At 43.1% G+C, this 20,207-nt stretch carries 18 protein-coding genes and 1 riboswitch; of the genes, 8 read left to right on the forward strand and 10 right to left on the reverse strand.

What is annotated here, in order from left to right; translation table 11 throughout:
• Window positions 1-166: 166 nt before the first annotated feature.
• From R7E00_RS12280 to R7E00_RS12305, 6 genes are all read right to left on the reverse strand, one after another.
• Complete coding sequence (locus R7E00_RS12280) at window positions 167-553, reverse strand: ectoine synthase (protein ID WP_005377769.1); 387 nt, start codon at window positions 551-553, stop codon at window positions 167-169.
• Window positions 554-567: 14 nt separating this feature from the next.
• Entirely contained in the window at window positions 568-1,833 is a 1,266-nt protein-coding gene (gene ectB, locus R7E00_RS12285) for a diaminobutyrate--2-oxoglutarate transaminase (protein ID WP_017820939.1), read from the reverse strand.
• 34 nt (window positions 1,834-1,867) lie between these two features.
• Window positions 1,868-2,401: a diaminobutyrate acetyltransferase gene (gene ectA / locus R7E00_RS12290; RefSeq protein ID WP_005393379.1), complete on the reverse strand. Its 534-nt coding sequence runs from the start codon at window positions 2,399-2,401 to the stop codon at window positions 1,868-1,870.
• Window positions 2,402-2,715: 314 nt separating this feature from the next.
• The gene (locus tag R7E00_RS12295; RefSeq protein WP_005377772.1) at window positions 2,716-4,374 is read right to left on the reverse strand and encodes a BCCT family transporter; all 1,659 of its coding nucleotides are present in this window, start codon (window positions 4,372-4,374) and stop codon (window positions 2,716-2,718) included.
• Window positions 4,375-4,566: 192 nt separating this feature from the next.
• Entirely contained in the window at window positions 4,567-5,313 is a 747-nt protein-coding gene (locus tag R7E00_RS12300) for a 3'-5' exonuclease (RefSeq protein WP_005385697.1), read from the reverse strand.
• Window positions 5,313-7,193, reverse strand: a complete 1,881-nt coding sequence (locus R7E00_RS12305; RefSeq protein ID WP_005377775.1) for a DUF294 nucleotidyltransferase-like domain-containing protein — start codon at window positions 7,191-7,193, stop codon at window positions 5,313-5,315. The genes R7E00_RS12300 and R7E00_RS12305 overlap by 1 nt, the downstream gene beginning before the upstream one ends.
• Window positions 7,194-7,631: 438 nt before the next feature.
• Here R7E00_RS12305 and proV point away from each other — a divergent pair, with 438 nt between their 5' ends.
• The 6 genes from proV (at window position 7,632) to R7E00_RS12335 (ending at window position 14,048) form a co-directional block, all read left to right on the forward strand.
• A complete protein-coding gene (gene proV, locus R7E00_RS12310) occupies window positions 7,632-8,819 on the forward strand; it encodes a glycine betaine/L-proline ABC transporter ATP-binding protein ProV (protein ID WP_005377777.1) in 1,188 nt (395 codons plus the stop codon).
• Between the two features lie 4 nt (window positions 8,820-8,823).
• Window positions 8,824-9,909, forward strand: coding sequence for a glycine betaine/L-proline ABC transporter permease ProW (gene proW / locus R7E00_RS12315; protein ID WP_005377778.1), 1,086 nt, complete (start codon window positions 8,824-8,826; stop codon window positions 9,907-9,909).
• On the forward strand, window positions 9,902-10,909 hold the full coding sequence (gene proX, locus R7E00_RS12320; RefSeq protein ID WP_054865582.1) for a glycine betaine/L-proline ABC transporter substrate-binding protein ProX: 1,008 nt from the start codon (window positions 9,902-9,904) through the stop codon (window positions 10,907-10,909). Before proW ends, proX begins: the two co-directional genes overlap by 8 nt.
• 194 nt (window positions 10,910-11,103) lie before the next feature.
• Window positions 11,104-13,053 (forward strand): LTA synthase family protein, encoded by a 1,950-nt coding sequence (locus R7E00_RS12325; protein WP_262606097.1) that lies wholly within the window; start codon window positions 11,104-11,106, stop codon window positions 13,051-13,053.
• Window positions 13,054-13,199: 146 nt separating this feature from the next.
• Entirely contained in the window at window positions 13,200-13,565 is a 366-nt protein-coding gene (locus tag R7E00_RS12330) for a VOC family protein (protein ID WP_130546073.1), read from the forward strand.
• Between the two features lie 99 nt (window positions 13,566-13,664).
• Window positions 13,665-14,048, forward strand: a complete 384-nt coding sequence (locus tag R7E00_RS12335; RefSeq protein ID WP_005377782.1) for a hypothetical protein — start codon at window positions 13,665-13,667, stop codon at window positions 14,046-14,048.
• A gap of 90 nt (window positions 14,049-14,138) precedes the next feature.
• Here the strand turns inward: R7E00_RS12335 and R7E00_RS12340 are convergent, their stop codons facing one another.
• Entirely contained in the window at window positions 14,139-14,873 is a 735-nt protein-coding gene (locus tag R7E00_RS12340) for a chromosome segregation ATPase (RefSeq protein WP_017820934.1), read from the reverse strand.
• A gap of 31 nt (window positions 14,874-14,904) precedes the next feature.
• Complete coding sequence (locus R7E00_RS12345; RefSeq protein ID WP_005377784.1) at window positions 14,905-15,063, reverse strand: hypothetical protein; 159 nt, start codon at window positions 15,061-15,063, stop codon at window positions 14,905-14,907.
• Between the two features lie 527 nt (window positions 15,064-15,590).
• Window positions 15,591-15,690, forward strand: a riboswitch (glycine riboswitch).
• A 122-nt stretch (window positions 15,691-15,812) separates the two neighbouring features.
• Between R7E00_RS12345 and R7E00_RS12350 the strand changes: the two genes are divergently transcribed.
• Window positions 15,813-17,189 (forward strand): alanine/glycine:cation symporter family protein, encoded by a 1,377-nt coding sequence (locus R7E00_RS12350; RefSeq protein ID WP_213896010.1) that lies wholly within the window; start codon window positions 15,813-15,815, stop codon window positions 17,187-17,189.
• A 117-nt stretch (window positions 17,190-17,306) separates the two neighbouring features.
• Here R7E00_RS12350 and R7E00_RS12355 read toward each other — a convergent pair whose 3' ends face one another.
• Both R7E00_RS12355 and R7E00_RS12360 read right to left on the reverse strand, forming a co-directional pair.
• Window positions 17,307-17,873, reverse strand: a complete 567-nt coding sequence (locus R7E00_RS12355; RefSeq protein WP_262606098.1) for a threonine transporter RhtB — start codon at window positions 17,871-17,873, stop codon at window positions 17,307-17,309.
• Entirely contained in the window at window positions 17,873-18,508 is a 636-nt protein-coding gene (locus R7E00_RS12360) for a LysE family translocator (protein WP_017820932.1), read from the reverse strand. Before R7E00_RS12360 ends, R7E00_RS12355 begins: the two co-directional genes overlap by 1 nt.
• 223 nt (window positions 18,509-18,731) lie before the next feature.
• On the opposite strand from R7E00_RS12360, the gene R7E00_RS12365 reads away from it, so the two are divergent.
• Complete coding sequence (locus R7E00_RS12365) at window positions 18,732-20,204, forward strand: carboxypeptidase M32 (protein ID WP_005377788.1); 1,473 nt, start codon at window positions 18,732-18,734, stop codon at window positions 20,202-20,204.
• The last annotated feature ends 3 nt before the right edge of the window (window positions 20,205-20,207 follow it).

The following is a 20,207-nucleotide window of genomic DNA, read 5'->3' on the forward strand; positions in this document are numbered from 1 at the left end:
GGACGAAGAATAATATTGTCGAGAACAGCATCAAATGCTGTCATTGATGTACCGCCGATTTTTTCTACGGTAAATGTCATGATAAGCCTTTTTTGATTGGTAACTTTAAAAAGAAAAAAGAAGAGATAGTAAAGTGTGGGGTGGCAAAGCACCCCACCATCATCTTTTAGTCAACGAGAGGATAAACACCGTTTTCATCGTGCACTTCAGCGCCAGTAATCGGTGGGTTAAACACACACGCCATTACCATTTCTTTATTCTTATAAGCTCTCAAGTAGTGCTCATCGTGTTTATCAAGGATATATAATGTACCTGGTTTGATTGGGTACGTTTCTCCACCTACAACTTCAATCTCACCTTCACCACTCATACAAAACACCGATTCAAGGTGGTTTTGATAGTGAATATGAGTTTCTGTATCTTCATAAATCGTTGTGATGTGGAAAGAGAAACCCATGTTGTCGTCTTTCAACAACATGCGGACACTTTCCCAGTTATCTGAAACAACACGTCGTTCGCTGTTGCGGCATTCATCTAGAGTTCTGACGATCATAATTAAAATCCTTATTAAGATGCTTGTTTGAAATGTTTCGCAGCGATAGTCTCTACTGCATTTTCAAAGATGCTTAGTCCTTGATCTAGCTCTGATTCGCTGATGGTTAGTGGACAGAAGAACTTCACAACTTCATCGTCTGGACCCGCTGTCTCTATCACCATTCCATTCTCGAAACAGTTTTTCGCGATTTCAGATGCCATGTCACCATTGATACATTCAATACCAACCATCATGCCGCGGCCTTTTTTCTGCACAAACATTTGTGGAAAGCGACGAACACAACGGTCAATCACTGCACTCACCTTGTCTGAACACTGCTTGATGTGTGTTTCAAAATCATCGTTTGCCCAGTAAATTTCTAGTGCTTTTGCAGCAGTAATAAAGGCGTGATTATTGCCACGGAACGTACCGTTATGCTCGCCTGGCTTCCACTGGTCAAGCTCAGGCTTAAGTAATACGACAGCCATCGGCAAACCGTAACCACCGATCGACTTCGATAGCGTCACGATATCCGGTTGGATACCAGACGGCTCGAAACTAAAGAAAGTACCGGTACGTCCGCAACCTGCTTGAATGTCATCGACAATCACAAGAATGTCATTGGCTTTACAGATTTTGCTCAAACGTTGTAACCACTCGTTTGAAGCAGCATTTAAACCACCTTCACCCTGCACAGTTTCAAGAAGTACAGCGGCTGGTTTATCCATACCTGCAGAGTTATCATTTAGCATGGTTTCGAACAGCGCAAGACCATCTACGCCAGCGTAACCTTCAAATGGAATACGAGTGACGTTACTTAGACTAGAACCGTTACCTTGTCTGTGATGCTGGTTACCCGTTGCAGCCAGTGCGCCAGCAGTACAACCATGGAAACCGTTAGTAAACGCAACGACGCTGTCGCGGCCTTTTACTTTTTTAGCCAGCTTCAATGCCGCCTCAACAGCGTTAGTACCTGTTGGGCCCGTAAACTGAACCTTGTAATCCAAGTTTCTTGGTTTAAGGATGTAAGTATCCAACGCTTCCAGAAACGATGCTTTCGCTTCTGAGTGCATATCCAAACCGTGAGTAATACCGTCCATTTCAATGTACTCAAGCAACGCTTGTTTTAGTACTGGATTGTTATGGCCGTAATTTAGAGATCCCGCTCCAGCAAGGAAGTCTAAGTATCGTTCACCTTGTTCTGTTTCTAGCCAGCAGCCTTTCGCTTTACGAAAAACGACCGGGAAATTGTTTGAATATGAGCGTACGTTGGATTCCTGCTTTTTGAAAATATCCATGATGAGACCGTTTTTAATTCCTATTGTTTGAGGATTATTTGAGAGGAATGCGATACAAATATTCTGTATCGTGTTTGCCTTTAAAGTGGGCTTCTTCATCCAAAAATGTGCTTACTTGGCCAGAATTGCCGTTCATCGCATCTAACTTTTTGAACAGTGCCCAAGAGGCTTTATTATCTTCCGTGATGGTAGTTTCTACCGATTTAACACCGCCTAATTCCTCTCGGGTGAGAAGTTCTTTCAACATGCGGAATGCTAAACCATGACCTCTAAAGCGAGGTGAGACTGCAACTTGCCAGACAAATAAAACGTCTTGCTCGTCTGGTTTCTGATAACCGGAAATGAAACCTGCGATTTCGCCTTTTTGCTCAACCAAAATACTGGTTTTGCTGAAATGCGTAGACTGTAGGAAATTGCAATAAGATGAGTTCATGTCCAATGGAGGACAGTCTGCAATCAAGCTGTAAATGTCGTCACCATCAGAGATTTTAGGCTCACGAAAAATCCATTTTTTACTTGAGTCTTCTCCAATCTCTGGATAAAGGACCCAAGGTGCTGATGTGATCATGTGAAAATACATATCCTTTGAGGTCTAATTAAATTTCCTTTTTATTATGGGCATCCCTCGCGACTAAAAATCAAATAATCCGCCTTTTTATCGGTATTTTTGTGATATTGATCACAAAAATAAACCTATTAACCAAAAGTTAAAATAGTTCGAGGTCTAATTTATTAAATAGTCACCTAAATGCACAGTACAAAAAACAACCAGAATAAGACCATTTTCCATGCTGTTCATTTCTCAGAGAAAAATAGAAATCCAAAAAAAAGCGGCATGCTTTCGCATACCGCTTTTATCAATAATTTAACTGCTGATACTAGTTATTTTGATTTCTTAGAAACCGCCTTTGGACGAGGTTCATCCATCAAACCTTTTATCAAAGATACCGTTGCAACAAGCAAAACAATAGTAAATGGTAAACCAGTCGTCACCGCCATTGCTTGAGCAGCAGCTAGACCACCACCCAACATCAATGCAATCGCAACCAAACCTTCAAACGTACACCAGAACACGCGTTGTGGCGTTGGTGCATCGACCTTACCGCCCGCAGCAATAGTATCAATAACCAGTGATCCTGAGTCAGAAGAGGTAATGAAGAACACCACGACTAAGATAATGCCGACAAAAGATGTTATCTCAGCCAATGGCATAACATCTAACATGGCAAAAAGTTTTAAAGGCAGTTCTGCGTTAAACACCGCCTCATAGCCATCATTAACGTATTGGCTAATTGCGTTACCGCCAAAAGCCGTCATCCATAACACACAAACTGAAGATGGGATAAGAATAACGCAAATAATAAACTCACGAACCGAACGACCGCGAGACACACGTGCGATGAACATACCCACAAATGGTGACCAAGAAATCCACCACGCCCAGTAAAACGCCGTCCAGCCTTGAGAGTAATTCACATCCTCTCGTCCAAATGGCATAGATAAGGCAGGGATATTAGCCACATAGGAAACGATGTTCTCGAAGAAACCAGTTAAAATCGCAATCGTCGGGCCAACAACAATAACAAATAGCAATAGCAGTGCTGCAAGACCCATATTGATTTCAGATAAGATCTTCACGCCCTTATCGAGTCCAGCCACAACAGAGATTAAAGCGAGCGCAGTAATACCAATAATCAATATAACCTGCGTCGTATTGGTCATTGGGACATCAAACAGGAAGTTCAAACCCGTTGCGGCTTGAGATGCACCGTAGCCTAGCGATGTTGCTAAACCAAAAACCGTCGCTACCACTGCAAGAATATCGATAATATGACCAGTCCAACCCCATACACGCTCACCAAACAAAGGGTAAAAAATTGAGCGCATGGTGAGTGGCAAACCTTTGTTAAATGAAAAGATAGCCAGCCCAAGAGCCAAGAGCGCGTATATTGACCACGGATGAAGTGCCCAGTGGTAAATCGTCGCAGCCATCCCTAATGCCGAAGCTGCAGTTGCATCGCCCTCTGCACCACCTAGCGGTGCCCAGTCAGTACGTACACCATTCTCAACGCTCACGCCACCAATCGCAGAACTAAAATGGGACATCGGTTCTGATACACCGAAGAACACGAGACCAATGCCCATACCTGCAGCAAATAGCATTGCCAACCATCCGGCATAGGAGTAATCCGGTGTTGCTTCAGTACCACCGATTCGCACACGGCCCAATGGTGTGAAGATCAATCCGACACAGACAATGACAAAAATATTACCTGAAGCGAGAAAAAACCAGTCTAAATTGTGCAACAAACCCGCTCGTAGGTCTGCAAAAAACGGCTCTACCTGTTCTCGGAATAATAGTGTTATCACAACAAACATGACGATTGCTAAGCCAGAAATTGCAAAAACACGGTTGTGAATATCAAGGCCAAATGGGCCTACCTTTAGCGCAACGTTATCCTGACCAATTTGATAGTCAGTATCTATTGCGTTTACTTTTCCATCGGGGCGTTGAATGCCACCGTTATTATCGGTGCTCACGGATAATCTCCTTAAAAATACGTGACCAAGTTTAAATTACTTTCGTCGGAGTTCGAGTAATGAAACGTCTTCATCACTACCAAGCACATGTTCATAAAACATTGTTCTTATAAGCGGTTACTCAATCCGCCATCATAATCTTAAAGCCCCCTATCTCTCATTGCATTTTATTGTTTTCACCATAAATAACGCCTATTGCCAAACCGAAGATATTGGCATGTTTCGATTAAAGTGATACTGCAGTTGCGCTTGAAACAGCTCCGCAGTTGCTAACGCATCCGTCAGGGCATGGTGAGGCTGATAAGCAGGGAGGCCATATCTTTCACGAGCGTACCCTAATCGTACAGAACCGGGTTTCTTGCCTTTCAACTTATTGATAAAACCTCTGCATTCACGGCGTTGTATTGCATACTCAATATCTAACGTATCAACAACAGGAAACTGTATCCCCTCTCCGATGCTATTTAGCAAGGCGTTATTAAAGAACTGCCTTTCAATGTTCTTGTAGTGAACAAGTACCACTTTGCCTGACAACGCATCCAATATTTCACCCAAGATCTGAGACAGCTGCGGCGCGTTTTTAACCTCAGAGTCAGTGATACCGTGAATAATGACAGACTCGTGGTTTAACTCTCTGTTTGGGTTAACGACCCAATGAGCAGAACCATTACATTGAACACGATCAATAGTGAACGGCACAAGTCCGATCGTGAGAATGACATCCTCTTCCGAGTTCAATCCTGTTGTCTCAAAGTCTACCGAGACAAATGGCACTTGTTCAATTGGTGTTTCCCCATTAACCATCGGTGTCGAATAGTAGCGTTTGAGCCTCTCGTCTTTCGCTTCTTTAGCTAGTTGTTTGAACAACATTGACCACTCTGGCGTCTGGGATGTATCCAACAACGGCTGTTCTTTTTCTACTTTTTTTGAGAACCACATTATTTGCTACTTCTCTGGTATCGAAACTTAATGAAGTTCTGAGCGTTACTTAGAATTTGAAATGCTGCTTTTAAGTTTCGACGTTCAAATTCAGACATGTTCTCCGGCTCAATATTGTTGTCTGGCTCTTCTCCATTTTCTATATCAAGGGCTTGGTGACGAATTCGAACCATGTAGATTAGCTCCATCGCATCCCTTAAATCCAAACCTCGACCTTTCGGTAAAATGCCAGCATCATTAATGTCATCTAAACGGTCGAAAGAGTTTTGCGATCGCGAACCGATTGCCAGAGAATGCACCCGTATTAAATCGGCCAACGGAGCCGTCCCCCTTCGCTTCAAGTTAATCGAGTTGCGATGACGACCATCTTTCTCCATCACAAAGTCTTTGAAAAAGCCCAGTGGAGGCGTCCTACGTATTGCGTTATACGCCATACAAGCAAGAAAGCGGTTATTTCTTTTCGCTCGTCTCACAATAAAGCTGCTTAATTGCTCCGCCCATTTCACTCGCCCATGCACACCGAGGAGATCAAAAAAGATATTACTATTTAACAATCTCTCAGGGGTTGGATTGTCTATCCAGTTTCCAAAGCATTCTTCCCATTCTGCACGAGTTTTTCGCCATTCTGGGTTGGTAGCCATAATGTCTCCAGTACAATAAGCATAGCCGCATGCCGCTAAACCATCACAAACAAATTTAGCAAACTTTTCAAAGTACTCTCCGTGAATCTCAACGTCATAACTGTTATCGAGAATAAGCGCGTTATCTTGATCCGTTACAATTAGCTGCTCATCCCTCGCCATTGAACCCATTGCGACTAAACAATAAGGAATGGGCGCTGGGCCGAACTCTTGCTCAGCTAATTCAGCGAGGCGTTGTTTGAAACTACTGCCTATAACCGACATGGCTCGACCAATCATGTGCGCGTTGGCATCTTCATTGACCATTCTTACGAAACAGTCTTTTACTTGTTCAGAAACCTGCTTGAGATCCTCGACACTGGTTTGCTGAAAAATAGAGCTCACTAGCAATAGGCTGTTCTGAGATTCGTAACGAACGATGTCCGTCATGCCAATAATTCCTATCGGCTTTTTATCTTTTAAAATTGGTAAATGATGCACGTTGTAACGCAACATAGTTAACATTGCCTCAAACACATAGGCGTTATAATCCAATGAAACAACGTCATAACTCATGACCTCACTCACTGGAATATTGGTATCAATACCTTGAGCTAGTACGCGAATGCAAAGATCGCGATCAGTCAATATTCCAAGCAGCTGTTCGTCATCTTCTTCTGTGAGCTCCTCTGTCGGGCGAATAATGAGCAGAGAGGTGACATTCTCCTCTGCCATGAGTATTGCAGCTTCCTGAATTGAAGCCGTTGCCTCCAGAGTTACTGGATCTCTTGCTAAGATTTTACGTGCCTTAGCGGTGGTAAAGTCATTGCTTTCAGATCGGCTAGATATTGCGCTTCGCAAACGCGCGCTATCTTCCAGTTCCATGTAGTCCGCAAAGTTTTCAAACTCATCACAAAGTTCATTGAAGATGTTTTCCGGAATACAGTAAACGAGAGTGTCTTCTATCGCTTTGGCTGGCATCCGTACGCGGTTGTTCATCAACAACCCCATCTGACCAAACAGTCCACCAGCATCAATCCTGTTGTAAAGTTCACCTTTACGCCGATAAATCTCTACCGCCCCACTTCTCACCATATACAAGTCGCGGATCGTATCTCCGAAGTTAAGGATTTTTGTTCCTTGCCGAAAGTATGCAACCTCGGCATTGAGAGCGATTTTTCTAAGCTGCTCTTCAGGTAGGTCATCAAAAGGTGGGTACTGGCTAATGAAATTGAGCACTTCTAACTGTTCGGCTTCCATTTTTTATTCCATACGTTGCCTAAACTACAGCGATAAATATCACCCTGAGTGAAATCAAGCAATAAATAAATCTAAGGATAACAGTACCTAACCGATTTCACAGGACCAAGCCTTAACCAAAAATTAGAGCTCTAACCTTTTTACATGTAGAGTTCTAAGCTATCACAGCTTATATCTATGCAAGCGAGTTGAGTTGAAATGTACAAAAAAATTCAAAATAAATTCAACCCTACGTCAGGGCAACGTTATGGTGGATAAAAACACATCACAAGCAATTGTTTTAAATATAAAAAGCAAGAATTGAACACACCTTGCTCAACGAATTCTCTATGCACGGCAGAACTAGTTAACCAACCCCCTTTCGTTGAAAGTTGAACTAAAATTAATTAGAGTACAAATCGTTAAACAGTTATAAACACACGAAAAAGGACAGATAACATGGATCCCATACTGGAAGTTAAGGGACTGTATAAAGTGTTTGGAGAAGACCCAGAGAGAGCCTTCTCGCTTATCGACAAAGGCGTCGATAAAGACGGTATTTTTGAACAGACAGGTTTAACAGTCGGCGTAAACGATGTATCTCTCACCATAAATGAAGGGGAAATTTTCGTAATCATGGGCCTTTCTGGCTCCGGGAAATCCACCCTTGTTCGACTTCTTAACCGGCTCATTGAGCCGACTAAAGGTAGTGTTTATCTCAAAGGAAGAGATATCGCCCACATCTCCGAAAATGAACTTCGAGAAGTTCGTCGTAACAATATCTCAATGGTGTTTCAAAGTTTCGCACTCATGCCACACATGACGGTGATTGAAAATGCCGCCTTTGGTTTAGAACTTGCCGGCATCGACGTTAATGAGCGTCAGAAAAGTGCCCTTTCCGCCTTAGAAAGAGTGGGTTTAGACCCTTATGCAGAATCTTTCCCTGACGAATTATCCGGAGGTATGAAACAGCGCGTTGGTTTAGCGAGAGCGTTAGCTTGTGATCCAGACATCCTATTAATGGATGAGGCGTTTTCCGCTTTAGACCCATTGATCCGTTCTGAGATGCAAGATGAGCTTATTCGTCTACAGAACGATGACAAACGCACAATTGTCTTCATTTCTCATGATTTGGATGAAGCAATGCGCATTGGCGACCGTATCGCCATCATGCAAAACGGTGAGGTTGTTCAGGTTGGTACACCTGATGAAATATTACACAGTCCAGCAAATGATTATGTCGAAGCGTTTTTCCGCGGCGTAAACATCGCAAGTGTCTTGACAGCAAAAGATATCGCGCGCAAGAAGCCAGCGGCTGTTTTTAAGAAATCGGAAAATGACGGTCCAGGCTCTGCGATGCAGATTCTGATGGATCACGACCGTGATTACGGTATTGTCGTCGATAAATCTAGCCGATATTCCGGCATCGTATCTCTTGATTCACTACGTTTGGCTCATAAAGAAAACCGTTCGTTAGCCAGTGCTCAATTACCGGATGAAGTTACTCTTCAGCCTGATCAGTCAATTAATGACATTTTGGGTCTGGTTGCTGGTGTTCCTTATGCCGTGCCTGTCGTAGATGAGAAAGGAACTTACTTTGGTGTCGTGACTAAATCACGTCTTCTACAAACACTAGATAAGGATTAACACGATGTCTTCAGAGCAAACTAACAATGATCCCTGGTCAAATACTGCTCCTGCGCAAGATGATCCTTGGTCGCAAGGTACAGAGGCCGCGCCAAGTAATGATTGGCTCAACTCAGAAACTGTAGAGCAAGCACCATTCGATATTATGAACCCATTCCAAGATGCGGTTTTACCCCTCGATAGCTGGGTAGAGTCCGGTTTGAACTGGCTGGTGGAACATGGTCGACCTGTTTTCCAAGCAATACGAGTTCCAATCGACTTTATTCTAACGTCGTTTGAAACTGCTTTGGTGTCTACACCTGCGCCTATAATGGTACTCATTTTATTTTTGCTAGCGTGGCAGTTTTCCAATGTAAAACTTGGTTTTTCTACTCTTGTATCCCTTGTTTTCATCGGCCTAATTGGTGCGTGGTCACAAGCGATGACAACGCTAGCACTGGTGTTAACCGCCGTTTTCTTCTGTTTGCTTATAGGGCTACCAATGGGGATATGGTTGGCAAGGAGCCAAACCGCTGCCAAATTTGTTAGGCCAATATTAGATGCAATGCAAACGACTCCCGCGTTCGTTTACCTTGTGCCAATTGTTATGTTGTTTGGTATTGGTAACGTTCCTGGCGTAGTAGTAACGATCATTTTCGCCCTGCCTCCCGTTGTGCGCCTGACTATTTTGGGTATTCAGCAAGTACCTGAAGAGCTTATCGAAGCTGGCCACTCTTTCGGGGCAAACAAAAAACAGATGCTTTATCGCATCCAGTTACCGTTGGCGTTACCAACTATCATGGCAGGTGTAAACCAAACCTTAATGCTGTCACTTTCTATGGTAGTGATTGCTTCAATGATTGCTGTTGGCGGCTTAGGCCAAATGGTACTTCGTGGTATTGGCCGACTTGATATGGGTCTTGCTGCCGTTGGTGGTTTAGGCATCGTTATTCTTGCGATTTTGTTAGACCGTATCACCCAGGTGTTAGGGGTTAATGCGGGCAACACTAAACTTCGCTGGTATCACACAGGTCCTGTTTCATACCTATTAAAACTGAAAACAAAGACGAACCAAGACGATCTAAAACTTAGGAGAAACATCAATGAATAATTCATGGAAGAAAGCGCTCTCTGTTGGAGCTCTAAGTACTATCGCATTTTCAACTTATGGTGTGGCAAGTGAACTACCGGGTGAAGGTGTCACTGTTCAGCCTGTTCAATCAACCGTTGCAGAAGAAACATTTCAAACGTTGATCGTAAACCGCGCACTTGAAGAGCTTGGTTACGATGTTAAACCGACCAAAGAAGTGGACTACAACGTAGGCTACACCTCTATTGCTAAAGGTGATGCTACTTTCTTAGCGGTTGGTTGGTTCCCTCTTCACGCCGATAAGTACACGATGTCTGGCGGTGATGATAAGTTCTTTCGTAAAGGCCAATACGTAAGTGGTGCTGCGCAAGGTTATTTGATCGATAAGAAAACCGCGGAAAAATATAACATCACTAACATTGGTCAGTTAAAAGATCCAAAATTGGCGAAGCTATTCGATGCAAACGGCGATGGCAAAGCGGACTTAACTGGTTGTAACCCAGGTTGGGGTTGTGAAATGGTTGTTGAGCATCAGTTGGATGCTTTCAAACTTCGTGACACAGTAACACACAACCAAGGTAACTACGCGGCGATTATCGCTGATACGATCTCACGTTACAAAAAAGGCGATCCGATTCTTTACTACACTTGGACACCGTACTGGGTAAGTGGCGTTTTAGTTCCAGGGAAAGATGTAGTGTGGTTAGAAGTGCCATTCTCTTCACTTCCTGGTGAGCGTAAAGACATTGATACGACACTAGAGAACGGTAAGAACTACGGCTTCGAGATGAACTCTATGCGCATCGTTGCCAATAAAGAGTTTACGGAAAAAAACCCTGCTGCTGCGAAGCTGTTTGAAATCATCAAACTAAATATCAATGATGTTAGTGCGCAGAATATGATGATGAGCCAAGGTAAGAACAGCTCAGCGGACATCGAGTCTCATGTAAATGGCTGGATCAAAGCGAACCAGAAAAAGTTCGACGCATGGGTCGAAGAAGCGAAGAAAGCCGCAATGTAATCATGCCTTTATCAATCTCTAGAGCCAGTTGGTGTTATCAACTGGCTCTTTTTTTACACAAACGCCCCTCCCCCTTACATAGACATACCAACACTTACACTACTCGACCATAAATCCACATTATAATTCACGTTTATTTCACGCTTGCTTTGCTAAAAACAACACAACATAACAATTAAACTATTCGAATAAATATGAAAAACTTATCAAAGAGCTCTGTGTGGGGGCCTTTGCAGCCAATTGCTGCCTTTTCTTTGTTTTCGCTTCTATTTCTTTCTATCTCAAGAGTTTTGCTAGCTTTTTGGCAGATTGACCGTATTGACTCTCTAAACGACTTAATTTACATCCTAGGTCAAGGTTTGCGCGTAGATATTGCAACGCTTTGCTGGTTATTTATTCTTCCAGCACTGTTTTCAACCTTCATGCCATTAACCGGTAAGATGGGAGAGTGTTGGAAGCGAATATTACGCATATGGATGGTTTTAGGGCTTTGGGTGCTTGTATACATGGAGCTCGCAACAGCGCCATTCATTCAGGAATACGACCTACGTCCAAACCGTCTGTTTGTGGAATACTTAATCTACCCAAAAGAAGTCTTGAGTATGCTCTGGACTGGCTACAAATTAGAACTGTTTATTGGTGCGTTAGGTACAGTTTTAACCATCACTTTAGGTTGGAAGTGGAGTAAGAAACTGACCGATAAGGCGCAGCAGGTCAACTGGAAATGGCGACCACTATTGGCACTTTTCGTTGTTCTTTTTGGGGTTGCAGGTGCTCGCTCATCTTTAGGTCACCGCCCGCTAAATCCTGCTATGGTCGCCTTTTCTAACGATCCACTGCTTAACGACTTAGCACTGAACTCATCTTACTCATTGTTGTTTGCGGTTAATAGCATGAAGTCAGAAAAGAGTGCGGAGCAGTTCTACGGAAAAATGGACACTCAAAAGATGTTGGAATTAGTTCGCACTTCATCAACAAAATCCGACTTCAACCCTTCATTACTCCCAACCATGAACAGTAACCCCGCGACTTACCAAGGTAAACATAAAAACTTAGTGATTTTGCTACAAGAAAGCTTAGGCGCCCAATTTGTCGGTGCTTTGGGTGGTTTGCCTCTAACACCAAACCTTGATGAACTCATGAAGGAAGGTTGGCAGTTCACACAAATGTACGCCACTGGTACTCGTTCTGTTCGTGGAATTGAAGCCGTAACCACTGGATTTCCTCCATCTCCGTCTCGCGCGGTAGTGAAGCTGAGTAAAAGCCAAACGGGTTTCTTTACCATCGCGGACTTACTGAAATCTCAAGGCTATCACACGCAATTTATTTACGGCGGAGAAGCCAACTTTGACAACATGAAAACTTTCTTCTTTGGTAACGGTTTTGATCAAATAGTAGAAGAAGATGATTATAACAACCCAAGCTTTGTTGGCTCTTGGGGTGTTAGTGATGAAGATCTATATAACAAAGCAAACGAAGAGTTTGAACGCCTTTCAAAAAGCGACAAACCTTTCTTTAGCTTAGTTTTTACGTCAAGTAATCATAGCCCTTATGAGTATCCAAAAGGCAAAATTGAGCCATACGATTCAGAATATATGACGCGTAACAACGCCGTTAAATATTCCGATTACGCTTTGGGCACTTTCTTTGAAAAGGCGAAAAAGTCATCTTATTGGGATGATACCATTTTCATTGTAATTGCAGATCATGATGCACGTGTTTCTGGCGCTAACCTTGTTCCGGTTAAGCACTTTCACATTCCAGCATTGATCCTTGGTAAAGGCATTCAACCACGTAAAGATGACCGCATAGCAAACAACATCGACATGCCGCCTACACTGTTATCTCTAATTGGGGTAGATGCTAAAACACCGATGATTGGTCGTGATTTAACGAAGCCACTAGCTCGCGAAGATGAACGCGCAATGATGCAATACGACAAAAACTTTGGTTATTTAACGCGCGACAATCTCGTTGTGCTTTCCCCTGGTGAAAAGGTATCGACCCTGGCGTACGACTTTAAAGACCAAACCATGGAGCCGCTAGAGGTGGACGAGTCTATTGTCGAGCGTGCAAAAGCAAACGCATTATTTGCATCTAAAGCGTATCAAAACAACTGGTATTCTTCCAAACACACTCATTAACACCAATGATTCCGCTGATAAAAAGGAGCTAAACGGCTCCTTTTTCTTATTCTGTCACTTACCTTCGAGAATGTTCTACTGACAACTCCTGTCGTTCCTTTCCGTTAGATTGCCCCTACTACTTCTAATTGATTAAGGAACAAACCATGCTGACTATCAATTCATTCGTTCTCTACGTTGAGGACATCCACATAAGCCAAGTTTTTTATTCGAAACTGTTCGAACGCAAAGTCACGCAGTTGTCTCCAACCTTTGCCGCTATTCCACTGACCGAAGGCTTAACGTTGACACTCAAGCAAAGAGATAATCTTTCACCCTACAGCGGCATTCGAGGTGGTGGCACCGAGCTGTCTTTATCAGTGCCCAACAGGCATACGTTAGAGCGCATTTACAAGCGCTGGAAAGACCTAGGTGTTGAGTTTGTTCAACCACCAGCGACATCAGTGTATGGGTTAAATTTTATGGCTATCGATCCAGATAAGCATCGCATTCGTGTTTTCATAAATGAATAAAAATGCGTCAAAAATGCTTTTTACCCATTCCCAATGTGACTTCAATAAATTAGACTCAAGGAAACATCAAAAGCGGCGTAGTAATAAGAAGGAATGCCCATGAGCTCAAGTATGATCCTTAGCGAATCCCTAATCGAGAGCGGAAGAGATATCCCCCTCAAAGAACTGCTTTATGCAAAGCGCGTGCTGGATAACTACATGGCAGTAGCCAAAGAAAGTAGCCCGCTTGAGCTATTAACTGAGATGAAATCGGCAGCAAAGCAAGTAGAATACTTTACAACGACGAGTAACCCGTGTGAGGCTCGTAATGTCATCAGTCAGATGATTGATAAAATCGACACCGCGGAATCTTTTGCTTCGTTCAAAGCATTAGCAGGTAAGCCATCTCAAGCACTCAATGAGCTAATTGAAGATCGAGCTCAGCTGATTAAACACGAACGAGAGCTCCTGCTCGCCTCAGGCTATGACGCCTCACGAATCTAATATACGCGACAGCCTAAAAGTCATAGCTAACAACGAAAAAGGAGCTCTTAAAGAGCTCCTTTTGCTTTTCAAAAATCGGATACAAAAGACTTAAAGGCCGATATCTTCCGTTATTGCTTTGATTTGTTTGAGGTCCATTTTATAGACTTCAATCATTTGATCGACCTGACTTAGTCGTGAATTAGCTTCATCATGTTTATCACAAGCGTCCGACTTCACGTCCCAAGATTTGCCTTCTAAAAATACGTCACACTCTTTCTTGAGTTTCTCAATCTTAGGTAATAATTTCGACCGTTCTTTCTCGAGAGACTCTAATTCTTGCGAAATTTTCAGCTCTTTCTGGAATACTTCGCGGGACCGCTCAAACATAGTCGCTTGCATATCCGCTTGACGACTCAACTTCTCATTTTCTGACTTCGTCGTGTTGATCTTATCTGCCTGCTGCTTCAATTGAGACTCTAGTGACAAGTTAACCTTCTCGACCTCAGTCAATTGCTTTTGCAACTTCTTAAGTGCTTTCTGATGAGCTTCATCTTTCGCGGCGAGTAACTCACTAACTTGGTTTTGTATCTCTTGGTCAAGCGCCTCTTCACGCACTTTTACTTGAGATGCCAACTGGGTTTTATCTTGCGTTAGTGCTTGATACTTTTCTTCTAATACGTGGTAAGTCGATTCCCACTTGTTCGCAGTGACAACCGATCCAACAAGGCCACCAAATGCCAAGCCTAACACCGCAGCGATTGCGATATAGATATGCGTACGTTTGTCACGCTCTTCAATGACAACTACGTCGTCTTGCTCTTCCATTTTGTTCTGAGAACTCACCGTATACTACTCCAAGGACTCTTTTACTTTGCTAGCGGATCAATTCCGCAAACATAATTGATGCTGTATAAATCAGAAATGCGCCAATTAATGTTATAACGGTCGCTTTTTGGACTTTTTCATTGGTTCGATAACGAAACAGCACAAATGCTACTGCAATCAACACCGCAATGGCTAATAATCTGGTCATACCGCCTCCTTGTCCACTCATGAAAAACTGCCTAGGTCCGTAGACTGTTTCACAAAGATTCATTGTAACCCATTTATACGTACCATAAGGTCAACTTAGCGTAGATTTTAAAATAAGTGCTCCGATTTTAATCAATTTTGTGTTCTTAATTGAATAACTTATGTCGTAACAATCGAAACACATTTATCGTTCTGAAGTGTTTTTTGGTTCCATTTCCTAACCCAATAAGTTTTATTTATGCAGTTGCTCGCGCAAAAAGATTGGCAAACATACCTTCATGAAAATAGATGAGGTTATTTCATTGAAAATAAATTGACATAGGGTGTTGAAATGGACCAAAAACATGATAGAGTTCACACGTTAATGATGACCAGCATCATTAACTAACCTTTACTCATTTAATTGAGTAATTGTTCCGATGAAGACTGCAGGAGAGTGGTTATTAATCAAATTTTAACATTTGATTAGCATAACTCGCCGAAGAATTAACTATTTCAGGTGCTACCTAGGTAGCGGGGACTGTAGTTGGAGGAACCTCTGGAGAGAACCGTTAAATCGGTCGCCGAAGGAGCAAGTCTTGCACTCACGCAAGGTGAAACTCTCAGGCAAAAGGACAGAGGAGTGGAAAGTTACAACCTAACTATTTTGCTTGGCCTTCCCGCCTACAACCAATAGCTTAGTTCTTTTAGAGATCGTTGATCTCGTCCTTTCCCTCTTCTCCTTATTAGTTGTTTTATTAAGGGGAAATCATGAACAACCTACAATCTTTACTACAAACCATCGATAATTTTGTCTGGGGTCCACCGCTGCTTATTTTGCTAGTGGGTACAGGTGTTTACTTCACTTTTAGCCTTGGCTTGATCCAGTTTAAACACCTCCCAACAGCGCTAGCGATGGTATTCAGTAAAGATAAGTCATCTAATACTCAAGGTGACGTTTCTAGCTTTGCAGCTCTTTGTACTGCGCTCTCAGCAACAATTGGTACTGGTAACATTGTTGGTGTTGCCACAGCAATCAAACTCGGTGGACCAGGCGCTCTATTCTGGATGTGGCTCGCTGCCCTTTTCGGAATGGCGACTAAATACGCCGAATGTTTGTTGGCGGTTAAGTACCGAAGAGTCGATGATAAAGGCCAAATGATTGGTGGCCCAATGTATTACTTGCAATACGGTGTTGGCTCAAAAGCTCTCGCGATCATGTTTGCAGTGTTTGCTTTGGGTGTTGCTTGTTTTGGTATCGGTACGTTTCCACAAGTAAACGCGATTCTGGATGCAAGTGAGATATCTCTTGGTGTTAACCGTGAGCTATCTGCCTTCGTACTAACTCTTTTGGTTGCTTTCGTAACTTTGGGTGGCATCAAATCCATTGCTAACGTTGCAGGAAAAGTGGTTCCTACCATGGCTGTATTTTATGTGTTGGCGTGTTTAAGCGTGATCATCATGAATGCAGACCAATTGTTCAATGCCGTTGAATTAGTGCTGGTTTCAGCCTTTACATCAACAGCAGCGACTGGTGGTTTTTTAGGTGCAAGCATCATGCTGGCAATCCAATCAGGTATCGCTCGCGGTGTGTTCTCAAATGAATCAGGTTTGGGTAGCGCGCCTATGGCAGCAGCAGCAGCGAAGACAGACTCTTGTGTTAAACAAGGCCTAATTTCAATGACGGGTACCTTTTTCGATACCATCATTATTTGTACCATGACAGGCCTTGCTCTAATCCTGACCGGTGCATGGCAAAGTGACTTTGCAGGTGCCGCGATGACGACTCATGCTTTTGCGGTGGGTTTAAATGCAGATACATTTGGTCCTATGCTCGTCTCAATCGGTTTGATGTTCTTCGCTTTTACCACCATTCTTGGTTGGAACTACTACGGTGAGCGTTGCGTTGTGTTCCTGTTCGGAACTAAAGCTGTGCTTCCATACAAACTGATTTTCGTTGGCTTGGTGGCATCTGGTGCATTCCTTCACCTCGATATGATTTGGCTACTGGCTGATATCGTAAACGGTCTGATGGCAATTCCTAACCTAATTGGTTTGATCGCACTGCGTCACGTCGTACTGGCAGAAACCAAACTGTTCTTTAGCTCAACATCGCAATCAGGTGAAGTTGAAGCAGTGAAAGCTTAGTGAAACGGCAGGTTTGCGGTCACAAACTGTCAGTCACAGAGAGCAAAACACATTAGAAATGGTAAAACACAAAGCCCGCTATTATTTAGCGGGCTTTATTTATCTTCGGTTAAATGGTTAATCTCTCAACCATTGATGCTCAACGTTTTCTCCACGTTTTTCAAAAAACTTCGCATTTTTTTGCTTGAATTGATCCGCTTTCAACTCTGACAGCGGCCAGTCTAAAAATGCTTCTGTTACAAACGAGTCGCCGACACCAACCTCAATCGATTCCAGATGTTTCCCGATGTAGCGATAAAAGTAGCCTTGCCCAAACGCATCGCACACCATAGGTACATGCCTGACACGTTGATGATTGACAGAGACCGAAGCCCAAGTCGTCGTTTTAGGTTCACAGGTTTGCTCTTTTACAACGTCAACCTCAAATTTATTGTCCATAGTTGTCGAAACAAAAACGACAATAGCGTCATGCAAATACACACGCCTGAGCAATAACTGTTTAGTATCTTGAGTTCGCGTTTGTTGTATTCCATTAGCAAAAGGCTCGAAGTAGCCCCAGTGCCAAGACCAGATCATGCCGCGTTGCGCAAACTGTACTTGTGGCCACGTATGCCAAGCAACAGCGGCACCTATCCCCACAATAAATACAGCGAGTAGTATCAACAATCGATAAATATTACGCATTAAACGGGTTTTTCAATTAATAACTTCACACCAAGTGCGACTAATACTGCGCCCGTCGCGCCTTCCATCCACTTCATAAAGCTTGCATTCTTTAGTAGATTTTTAGCCGAGTTAAGCGCGCCAGCTAAACCACACTGCCAAACCATCGCAATAGCAAAGTGTACAGATGCCATCATCATTGATTGAAGCAAGGGTGAACCTTCTGGATTCACAAACTGTGGTAAGAAAGCCAAATAGAAGACCGCCGTTTTTGGGTTCAAGACGTTAGAAAGAAAGCCCTCTCTAAAAGATCGCTTACCATTAAACACTTCGTGAATCTGCTCGGTCACGGTCAATCCATCTTTCGACGACATTAGCGCTTTTAAACTGCTCAAACCAAGCCAGATAAGATAAGCCGCACCAATCATTTTTACGATTTGGAACAACTCTGCTGATTGCGCAAGAATCGCCGAGATACCAACCGCAGAAAAAAAAGCATGTACGAATAAGCCAAAGCAAATCCCTAGACTGGTTGTACATCCATCTTTTAGGCCCGAGCGGCTAGTGTTACGGATAACAAGTGCAGTATCTAAACCTGGCGTTAACGTTAAAATCGTAATGGCAATAATAAATGCCTCGAAATTCAAAATATCCATATTATCGTGATAATTAATTGTCAATCCTTCATCAATACCGCCAATCCACAAGATTCGCAAGCTTCTTTTTTAAGAGAGCTATACAACTGGGTGAGTTTATGGACAATGGGTTGGAGTTAATTGTTAATTATTAGTAAATTAACGCAGGTTGCTTAGTGCAACACCATATGAAGGACCCGTTATCGGGTGTTTAGGGAAAGAACAAAAGAATAAGAGTAGTCACATGAACGCATTTACAAAACTCGTTGAACATTCCAAAAAAGTGGCAAATTTTGAGCATCTATCTGCCATCATAGATTGGGATCAAGCAGCGGTCATGCCACCTGGTGGCGCTGAAGCACGCTCGAATGCCACGGCAGAGCTCGATGTACATATCCATTCTTTAATGACTCAACCGCACTTGGGAGAGCTTTTCGCTCAGGCAGAAGAAGAGACGCTGTCTACAAAAGAAAAATCTATCCTAAGAGAAATGAAGCGTGGGTGGCAGCAAGCTAACTTACTACCAGAATCATTAGTTCAAGCTCAATCTCTTGCTGGCTCCAAATGTGAACATGCATGGCGTACGCAACGTGGAGAAAATGACTGGGCTGGTTTTGAAAAGAACTGGGCTGAAGTAGTAAAGCTATCGCAGGAAGAAGCGCAAATTAGAGCCGAAGCAAATGGCACGACTCCTTATGATGCCATGCTCGATGTTTATGAACCTGGCACAACGTCTGCGTCGTTAGACATTCTTTTTGCTGACGTGAAAACCTGGCTTCCTACTTTGATCGATGAAGCGCTTGAAAAACAACAATCAGACAACATCTTATTGCCAACTGCACACTACCCTGCGGAAAAGCAAAAAGCGCTCGGTTTGGAAGTCATGAAGCTACTTCAATTCGATTTTGAACACGGTCGACTTGATGAGAGTACCCACCCATTTTGTGGCGGTGTACCGACAGATGTGCGTATTACGACACGTTATAATGAAAACGAGTTTGTCCAATCATTGATGGGGATTGTCCACGAAACTGGCCATGCTCGATACGAGCAAGGGCTACCAAAAGATTTATCAGGAACACCCGCGGGAGAAGCTCGCTCTATGGGTATTCATGAATCACAATCACTCTTCTTTGAAATGCAAATAGGACGAAGCAGCGCGTTTATCGATCACCTCGCTCGACTGGCTTCTAACCATTTTTCTGGTAGTGAATTCGAAAAAGACAATTTAGCCAAAATTTACACTCGCGTAGAAAAAGGCTTTATTCGCGTAGATGCTGACGAACTTACATATCCTGCTCACGTTATTCTTCGATATGAAATTGAGCGAGATCTCATGAACGGCGTCATCAAACATACAGATGTACCAGAACTCTGGAACGAAAAGATGAAAGCGTACTTGGGGCTATCAACCGAAGGAAACTTCAAAAATGGCTGTATGCAAGATATCCATTGGACAGACGGAAGTTTTGGCTATTTCCCGTCCTATACGCTCGGTGCGATGTACGCTGCACAATTTATGGCAGCAATGAAACAAACCGTCGATGTAGATGCGGTTATTCGTTCTGGCGACTTAGCTCCGATATTCAATTGGCTCTCGGAAAACATCTGGAGTAAAGGTAGCTTATTCACCACTGATGAGTTGGTAAAACAAGCCACGGGGGAAACACTGAATGCTAAACACTTTCAAGCTCACCTAAAAGATCGCTACTTATAAAGC

Source organism: Vibrio sp. Vb1755, from assembly GCF_033338635.1.
Taxonomy (GTDB): domain Bacteria; phylum Pseudomonadota; class Gammaproteobacteria; order Enterobacterales; family Vibrionaceae; genus Vibrio; species Vibrio alginolyticus.

What these genes read in the sequence shown, in the direction of transcription:
- R7E00_RS12280 (WP_005377769.1), bottom strand. Translation starts at nt 553, where the DNA reads ATGATCGTCAGAACTCTAGATGAATGCCGCAACAGCGAACGACGTGTT.
- ectB (WP_017820939.1), bottom strand. Translation starts at nt 1,833, where the DNA reads ATGGATATTTTCAAAAAGCAGGAATCCAACGTACGCTCATATTCAAAC.
- ectA (WP_005393379.1), bottom strand. Translation starts at nt 2,401, where the DNA reads ATGATCACATCAGCACCTTGGGTCCTTTATCCAGAGATTGGAGAAGAC.
- R7E00_RS12300 (WP_005385697.1), bottom strand. Translation starts at nt 5,313, where the DNA reads ATGTGGTTCTCAAAAAAAGTAGAAAAAGAACAGCCGTTGTTGGATACA.
- R7E00_RS12305 (WP_005377775.1), bottom strand. Translation starts at nt 7,193, where the DNA reads ATGGAAGCCGAACAGTTAGAAGTGCTCAATTTCATTAGCCAGTACCCA.
- proV (WP_005377777.1), top strand. Translation starts at nt 7,632, where the DNA reads ATGGATCCCATACTGGAAGTTAAGGGACTGTATAAAGTGTTTGGAGAA.
- proW (WP_005377778.1), top strand. Translation starts at nt 8,824, where the DNA reads ATGTCTTCAGAGCAAACTAACAATGATCCCTGGTCAAATACTGCTCCT.
- proX (WP_054865582.1), top strand. Translation starts at nt 9,902, where the DNA reads ATGAATAATTCATGGAAGAAAGCGCTCTCTGTTGGAGCTCTAAGTACT.
- R7E00_RS12325 (WP_262606097.1), top strand. Translation starts at nt 11,104, where the DNA reads ATGAAAAACTTATCAAAGAGCTCTGTGTGGGGGCCTTTGCAGCCAATT.
- R7E00_RS12330 (WP_130546073.1), top strand. Translation starts at nt 13,200, where the DNA reads ATGCTGACTATCAATTCATTCGTTCTCTACGTTGAGGACATCCACATA.
- R7E00_RS12335 (WP_005377782.1), top strand. Translation starts at nt 13,665, where the DNA reads ATGAGCTCAAGTATGATCCTTAGCGAATCCCTAATCGAGAGCGGAAGA.
- R7E00_RS12345 (WP_005377784.1), bottom strand. Translation starts at nt 15,063, where the DNA reads ATGACCAGATTATTAGCCATTGCGGTGTTGATTGCAGTAGCATTTGTG.
- R7E00_RS12350 (WP_213896010.1), top strand. Translation starts at nt 15,813, where the DNA reads ATGAACAACCTACAATCTTTACTACAAACCATCGATAATTTTGTCTGG.
- R7E00_RS12355 (WP_262606098.1), bottom strand. Translation starts at nt 17,873, where the DNA reads ATGCGTAATATTTATCGATTGTTGATACTACTCGCTGTATTTATTGTG.
- R7E00_RS12360 (WP_017820932.1), bottom strand. Translation starts at nt 18,508, where the DNA reads ATGGATATTTTGAATTTCGAGGCATTTATTATTGCCATTACGATTTTA.
- R7E00_RS12365 (WP_005377788.1), top strand. Translation starts at nt 18,732, where the DNA reads ATGAACGCATTTACAAAACTCGTTGAACATTCCAAAAAAGTGGCAAAT.